Below are 7,486 nucleotides of genomic sequence, written 5' to 3' on the forward strand. Positions count from 1 at the left end.
ATAAAACACTATCAATAAGTTGGAGTCATTACCCTTTATTAGATAGCTTACTCATTCTGTGTTCTTTGCACGGTAAACCCGCCAGTCGAGCAACATTAAGCAGCGGCCTGCCATTAGAAAACGATCGGCTCACACTGAATATATTCCCCCGTGCCGCTGCACGCGCCGGTTTAAAAGCCCGGGTGGTGACGCGCGCGCTCGATAAAATCCCCGCCATGTCCCTGCCCGCCGTTCTGTTACTGCGCTCCGGGGGAACCGGGGTGTTACTGGGCTGGAATGATGACGGTAGCGCCCGCTTTATGCCCAGCGAAAGCGAAGGAGGCGAAATCACCGTCGATGCCACCACGCTTGCGCAGAACTATGCCGGCAAGGTAATTTTTGCTCACCCGCGCCACGAATTCGATTTGCAGGCAGAAGCATTTTTACCGCGTACTAAATCCTGGTTTAAAGATACGCTCAAGCTATCGCGCTTTCTGTATATGGATGCCGTGCTGGCCAGTCTGCTGATCAACCTGATTGCGCTCGGCACGCCGCTGTTTACCATGAACGTCTACGACCGCGTGGTGCCGAATCAGGCGACGGTAACCCTGTGGGTGCTGGCGGTCGGTATCTGCCTGGCTTTTGTCTTTGATCTGATCTTAAAAATGCTGCGCAGCATCTGCCTGGATATTGCTGGCAAAAAAAGCGATCTCATTATCTCCTCGACCCTGTTTGAACGCATTATCGGTATGGAGATGAAGGAGCGCCCTGCGCGCGTGGGCAGCTTCGCGCAAAACATCCACGAGTTTCAGTCGCTGCGCGATTTTCTCTCCTCGCTCACCCTGACAACCATTATTGACCTGCCCTTTACCCTGCTGCTGCTGGTTGTCATCGGCATTATCGGCGGGGCGCTGGCGTGGATCCCGGTCCTCACGCTGCCGGTTGCGCTGCTGTGCAGCTGGGCATTGCAAAAACCGGTTAACGCCGCGGTGGAAAAAACCATGAGCCTGGCCAGCGAACGCCAGGCGCTGCTGATTGAAACATTAAGCAGCCTGGATGCCATCAAAGTGAATAATGCCCAGAGCGAGCGCCAGTATCTGTGGGAGCAAACGCTGGGTAGCCTGAGCCGTCTGGAACTGCGCGTGAAAACCTTGTCCAGCCTGGCAAGCAACCTGACCGGCTGGTTCCAGCAGATCTCTGGCGTGGTAATGATCATCGTCGGCGTATACATGATAATCGGCGGCAAGCTGAGTATGGGCGGCCTGATCGCCTGCTACATGCTCAACGGTCGCGCCTTAATGCCGCTGGGCCAGTTAACTGGCCTGATTGCCCGCTATCAACAGGCGAAGCTGACCATCAAAAGTACTGAGAAAATGATGTCGCTGGCGCAGGAACGCCGGGCGGATGAAACGCCGCTCAAACGTGAACAACTGCAGGGCAGCATAGAATTTCGCGATGTGGACTTCAGCTACCCGGAACAAGAAAGCCTGTCGCTCAACAAGATCAACCTGACCATTTCGCCCGGTGAGCGTGTAGGCATTATCGGTCGTAGCGGCTCAGGTAAAAGCTCACTGAGTAAATTGATCGTTAATTTGTACCCGCCCAGCGCCGGTAACATCCTGATCGACGGTGTCGATGCGCGCCAGCTGGACGTCAACGATCTGCGCCACAGCATCGGCTACGTCCCGCAGGACATCCAGTTATTCAGCGGAACACTGCGCGACAACTTGCTTTGCGGCGCGCGCTATGTCGATGACGAAACTATGCTGCGCGCGGCAGAACTGGCGGGAGTGAACGACTTCGCCCGCCTGCACCCTGACGGCTATAACCTGCAGGTCGGCGAGCGTGGCTCGCGGCTTTCTGGCGGGCAACGCCAGGCCGTTGCGCTCGCACGTGCGTTATTACTCGATCCCCCTTTGCTGCTGCTGGATGAACCCACCAGTTCGATGGACAACACCAGCGAAGAGCAGATCAAACACGCGCTGGCCCCCTGCATTGCAGGTAAAACGCTATTACTGGTTACTCATCGCGCCTCAATGTTGTCGCTGGTTGACCGCCTGATTATTGTTGATAAAGGACGCATCATTGCCGACGGCCCGAAAGCGGTCGTGATGGATGCGTTAAAAAAGGGGCAGATAAATGCGTCTCGCTGATTTCCTGGCTCGCGCCCGCCGCTCTGTACAGCCCTACTTTCGTGCCCGCGATGAAAATCAAACTGACAGTATCAATGACGTCAGCCACGCCATTATTGATGACGCCCCGAGGGTGATTCGCCTGACGCTGTGGGTGATTCTGGCGTTGGTGCTGCTGGCCTTTGTGTGGGCGGGCTTTGCCAGCATCGACGAAGTGACACGCGGCGAAGGTAAAGCGATCCCCTCGTCAAAACTGCAAAAGATACAGAACCTGGAAGGCGGGATTGTTACCGAGCTGTACGTGCATGAAGGACAAATCGTTAACGCCGGTACGCCACTATTGCATCTCGACGATACCCGTTTTGCCTCTAACGTCGGTGAAACAGAAGCCGATAAACTCGGCCTGCGGGCGAAGGTGGAACGCCTGACGGCAGAGGTTGAAAACCGGGACTTTGTTATCTCAGAAGAGATAGCCAGCAAAGCACCGGACGTCGCCCGCGGAGAAACAGAACTGTACAACAGCCGTCGCGCGCAATTTCACAACGAAATCTCCGGACTTGAAGAGCAGTTGGTACAGAAGAAACAGGAACTGCGCGATGTTGAATCAAAAGAAGATCAGTTTAAGCGCAGTCTCGGGTTAATTCGCCAGGAAATCAAAATGTCCGAGCCGCTGCTTGCCTCCGGGGCGATCTCGAAAGTCGAGCTGCTGCGTCTGCGCCGTACTGAAGTAGAAACCGCCGGGCAGTTAAATTCTATCAGCCTGACGTTGCCTAAAGTCGCTTCAGAAATAAAAGAGATTGAGAACAAAATTGGCGAAAGTCGCGGTCGCTTTCAAAGCGATGCGCTGGCCCAGTTAAACGAAGCCCGTACCAATCTGAGTAAGGCGCAGGCCAGCGTCAAAGCACTGGAAGACCGCGTGAATCGTACTATGGTCACCTCGCCGGTCCGCGGTATCGTCCAGCAGGTCATGGTGAATACCATCGGTGGGGTGATTCAACCCGGTAGCGATCTGGTGGAGATCGTCCCGCTTGATGACAAGCTGTTGGTTGAAGCCAAAATACAACCGCGCGATATTGCCTTCCTTCATCCGGGCCAGCACGCGATGGTGAAATTTACCGCCTATGACTACACCATCTATGGTGGCCTGCAAGGTGAAGTGGTACAGATAAGCCCGGATACGGTTACGGATAAACAGGGGCGGAGTTTCTATATTGTCCGTTTGCAAACGGATAAAAACTATCTGGGGACGAAAGAGCACCCGATGTTGATTATTCCCGGTATGGTGGCCAGCGTCGATATTCTCACCGGTAAAAAGACGATTCTTAGCTATCTACTCAAACCGATTATCCGCGCACGTGCGGAAGCACTGAGAGAACGTTAATGGCTCTGCGCCCCCAGTCATAGCCCTGGGGGCGTACGCGGTTATGATGGGATATAAGAAGTGAGCTTTCCGCGATTCAGGCTAATTTTTCCATCGCTAACCAGTTCCTGTAATACCTTGTGGATGGCACTGCGCGAGATATGGTTACGCGCCAGAATAAAGGTATACACCGACGTTTTTTCGCGCACCTCAGGTGCCATCGCCCAAATATACTTCACATGCTCAATAATCAGCTCGCGAATAGTACGGTGCGATTGCAGGGTCTCGCGCTGAAAATAGCGTTGCAGGTGGTGCGTTAAGATATCAAACGCCTGCTTCCATAAATTTTTAGCGGTGAACAGGAGATCGGCATTCTGCACGCTCATTGCCCACATTTCACAATCGGTGTCACAGCGTAAATAATGTCCTGCCACTTCGGTGCGCATTTGCGGTAGCCCGAGAATAGCGGGTGCTGAAATACTGACCGTGACCAGGTCATTTTCCACACGATAAACAGAGACCGTCCCTTTCTCCAGAAATAAGATATGTCCATCGACCTTCAGGTCAATACGCTGGCGTTTTTTCCGTAAGGAGAGCCAGGCGTTATCTGATTTCTTAATTTCATCACCAATAAGTACTACCGATTTCTCTATTTCATTCTGGAACATGGATATCTCTGCTACAAATTTATGCCTGACAAAAAAACAGAAACAAAAATAAATGCCAGCTTAATAACATGCTGACATTTATTTCCGTTTATATTTTTATGTTAATCCGGATGCTACGCACTACAGGTACGACAAACATCGCAACCATCATGGTTTCACCACCCGCATTCCCAGGTGCTTTGGCGCGTTTTCGGTGTGAACCGTGTTCTCGCGTGGTGATGCCGAACAGTATATTGCGCAGTCCAAAGAGAATTAATGCTTATCGCCTTTGTCATCATTATTTCTTCTTTCTCTTCTTTTCGCAATAGCCAGAAAGATACAATTATTTGATTCCTATATGTTTTATTTTCATTAACAAACCATTACTGTTGTTGTGCTATGATACTAAATTGCAACATTTCGCGGTTCTGGCTGCAGAATCTGACAGACATTGGTGGTCCTGATGGCCGGGATGTTTTTAATGCCGCCCCACCAATGAAAGCATCATCAAGAGTAGAGACATCATGTCTGAGACTGGTAACATCAGTTATCTGATTGAAAGAAAAATCATCTTTACACCAGCGACTCAATGCCTGGCGAGAGTGGATCAACCCGAGCTACAGATAAAGCTCAAGCACTCAGCATCATTATGTCTTTTATTACTCATCCAAAATCACGGAAAAGTGGTTTCGCAAAACGAACTACTGGAATTTGGCTGGGGTGAAAACCATCGTCAGGCAAGCTTCAATGCCTTTTATCAGAGTATTCTCTCGCTGCGTAAAAGTTTACTTCAGTTAGAACTGGAAGCATCCTTTATCACAACCATTACCCGTAAAGGGCTGATCATCCAGGACACATTTAGCATTGAGGAAATTGACACGCCGGAGAATTGCCCTGCGGCAATAGAAGAAGATTGGCCGCCCAATACCGACCTCACTGAGTTTTCAGATAATACCGCACATAAAACACCGATCACCAGAACGGAATCTGTACTGGTCTTACTGACTATTATCATCTGCGGTCTGATACTGTATCCGTGGAACACCCGTGATAATTATTTTTCCGGTTATATTGCCACCCAAAATACCCACTCAAACTGTAAGTATTATTTTAATAACGATGCCAGCGATTTCTCCCGACACACTGCTTTTATCGATAAGAACCCAGGGTTGTGCCAGGACAATAAATTTATCTATATAACGACGTATCCTGAGTCCAAAAAACTGTCAGTAATCCAGTGTCGCTCCCCTATAAACGGAGAGCAGAAGAAGAATACCTGTCAGTCGGTCTATTACCCACGGTACGATAGCTAATGAACTTACCTTCCCGCGCGCCCAAAATCAGAACACAAACAGGTATTATCCTGCTGCTTTGTCTTGTGGTTATCAGTATTGTGAGTTTTTGGCAGCAGGGTAAAAATCATAGCCATCTACATAATCTAGCCTGTCGCGCTACGATCGAGATCGTACGCGATACGGCCTCGTTTCGCGGGATCATCGATATCAAAAGTGGGGACAGTAAAGGTATTGTGAATATTGATGGCATCATCAAAGATGCAAACAACAGCGAGCAAACCGTGCAACGCATGGTGTTGTTTACCCACTCCAGCTATGGCTCAAGCCCGGTATGGGTATCGCAGAACATCCATATATCAAATCGTGAAACCGCCCCTGTCAGTATCATCCAGCAACTCCTGCCCGATTTCTTCCTGACCAATACCAGCGTCTCTAATGTCGATCTTTTCTCGCTGAATAAAGAAACCTACCTGATCACTAAAGAAGGCATCCCCTACCTGTACTGCCAGAATTATGACTTGCCCGAGAGTGAATAGTGACACCGTATTTTTGCGCCAAAGTGACGGGTGAATGTCTGGGGTAGTCGGTGATAAGATACTCTATTGTGGCTGAACTGAGGCTTGCCGTTGCAGCCCTTCAGGCTGCTTTCGATAGTGAAATTTATGGGTTTGTGTGAGTCTACAGGGGGTTCACATGAGACTGCCCGAGTACCTAAAAATATTAAAAAACGAGCATAATCAATATGAAAGAGTCACTTGATACGGACTTCACCAACCACACCCCCATGATGCAGCAGTATCTTAAGCTGAAGGCTCAGCACCCGGAGATCCTGCTGTTTTACCGCATGGGCGACTTTTACGAACTGTTTTATGACGATGCCAAACGTGCGTCGCAGCTGTTGGATATCTCGCTGACCAAGCGCGGCGCATCCGCGGGCGAACCGATCCCGATGGCGGGCATTCCCCACCACGCGGTAGAAAACTACCTCGCAAAACTGGTGAATCAGGGGGAGTCGGTTGCCATTTGCGAACAAATTGGCGACCCGACCACCAGCAAAGGTCCGGTTGAGCGCAAAGTTGTCCGCATCGTCACGCCCGGTACCATCAGCGATGAAGCGTTGTTGCAGGAGCGTCAGGACAACCTGCTGGCCGCCATCTGGCAGGACAGCAAAGGCTACGGCTATGCCACGCTAGACATCAGCTCCGGACGCTTTCGCGTCAGTGAACCAGCCGACCGCGAGACCATGGCGGCAGAATTACAGCGCACTAACCCGGCAGAACTGCTGTATGCCGAAGATTTCGCCGAGACCTCGCTGATCGAAGGCCGTCGCGGACTGCGTCGCCGTCCGCTGTGGGAATTTGAAATTGATACCGCCCGCCAGCAGCTTAACCTACAGTTTGGCACGCGGGACCTGATTGGCTTTGGTGTCGAAAACGCACCGCGCGGCTTATGTGCCGCAGGCTGTCTGCTGCAATATGCGAAAGATACCCAGCGCACCTCGCTGCCGCATATTCGTTCCATCACCATGGAGCGCCAGCAGGACAGCATCATTATGGATGCCGCCACGCGCCGGAATCTGGAGATTACCCAGAATCTGGCCGGCGGTATCGAAAATACGCTGGCCTCGGTGCTCGACTGCACTGTCACCCCGATGGGCAGCCGTATGCTTAAGCGCTGGCTGCATATGCCGGTTCGCGACACCAAAATCCTCACCGAACGTCAGCAGACGATCGGCGCCCTGCAGGATGTCACCAGCGAATTACAGCCGGTTCTGCGTCAGGTCGGCGATCTGGAGCGTATTCTGGCTCGCCTGGCACTGCGTACCGCGCGTCCACGCGATCTGGCCCGTATGCGCCACGCCTTTCAGCAATTACCTGAACTGCATGCACAGCTGGAAGGCGTCGACAGCGCGCCGGTACAGATGCTGCGCGAGAAAATGGGCGAGTTCAGCGAACTGCGTGAACTGCTGGAACGCGCCGTCGTTGAAGCCCCGCCGGTACTGGTACGCGACGGTGGCGTCATTGCGCCAGGCTATAACGATGAACTGGACGAGTGGCGGGCGCTGGCCGATGG

General features: G+C 51.8%; 6 protein-coding genes. 5 read left to right on the forward strand and 1 reads right to left on the reverse strand.

Annotated features, from left to right (window positions below; all coding sequences use genetic code 11):
• A partial coding sequence (locus FDX01_RS18490) for a type I secretion system permease/ATPase (RefSeq protein WP_212734016.1) occupies positions 1 to 2,132 on the forward strand: 2,132 nt, incomplete at its 5' end.
• On the forward strand, positions 2,119 to 3,492 hold the full coding sequence (locus FDX01_RS18495) for an HlyD family type I secretion periplasmic adaptor subunit (RefSeq protein ID WP_096755933.1): 1,374 nt from the start codon (positions 2,119 to 2,121) through the stop codon (positions 3,490 to 3,492). The genes FDX01_RS18490 and FDX01_RS18495, both read left to right, overlap by 14 nt.
• A 41-nt stretch (positions 3,493 to 3,533) precedes the next feature.
• Here FDX01_RS18495 and FDX01_RS18500 read toward each other — a convergent pair whose 3' ends face one another.
• Positions 3,534 to 4,139, reverse strand: coding sequence for a helix-turn-helix domain-containing protein (locus FDX01_RS18500; RefSeq protein WP_096755932.1), 606 nt, complete (start codon positions 4,137 to 4,139; stop codon positions 3,534 to 3,536).
• A 503-nt stretch (positions 4,140 to 4,642) separates the two neighbouring features.
• Here FDX01_RS18500 and FDX01_RS18505 point away from each other — a divergent pair.
• The 3 genes from FDX01_RS18505 to mutS all read left to right on the forward strand — a co-directional run.
• Positions 4,643 to 5,431, forward strand: coding sequence for a winged helix-turn-helix domain-containing protein (locus tag FDX01_RS18505; protein ID WP_135911499.1), 789 nt, complete (start codon positions 4,643 to 4,645; stop codon positions 5,429 to 5,431).
• Positions 5,431 to 5,949 (forward strand): hypothetical protein, encoded by a 519-nt coding sequence (locus FDX01_RS18510; protein WP_117343157.1) that lies wholly within the window; start codon positions 5,431 to 5,433, stop codon positions 5,947 to 5,949. Before FDX01_RS18505 ends, FDX01_RS18510 begins: the two co-directional genes overlap by 1 nt.
• Before the next feature lie 206 nt (positions 5,950 to 6,155).
• Positions 6,156 to 7,486, forward strand: a 1,331-nt coding sequence (gene mutS / locus FDX01_RS23985; protein ID WP_249361018.1) for a DNA mismatch repair protein MutS, incomplete at its 3' end; no start/stop codon positions are given.

This window comes from Citrobacter sp. wls613, assembly GCF_005281195.1.
Lineage (GTDB): Bacteria > Pseudomonadota > Gammaproteobacteria > Enterobacterales > Enterobacteriaceae > Citrobacter > Citrobacter gillenii.

Coding starts and splice junctions, on each gene's coding strand:
- FDX01_RS18495 (WP_096755933.1), top strand. CDS start 2,119: ATGCGTCTCGCTGATTTCCTGGCTCGCGCCCGCCGCTCTGTACAGCCC.
- FDX01_RS18500 (WP_096755932.1), bottom strand. CDS start 4,139: ATGTTCCAGAATGAAATAGAGAAATCGGTAGTACTTATTGGTGATGAA.
- FDX01_RS18505 (WP_135911499.1), top strand. CDS start 4,643: ATGTCTGAGACTGGTAACATCAGTTATCTGATTGAAAGAAAAATCATC.
- FDX01_RS18510 (WP_117343157.1), top strand. CDS start 5,431: ATGAACTTACCTTCCCGCGCGCCCAAAATCAGAACACAAACAGGTATT.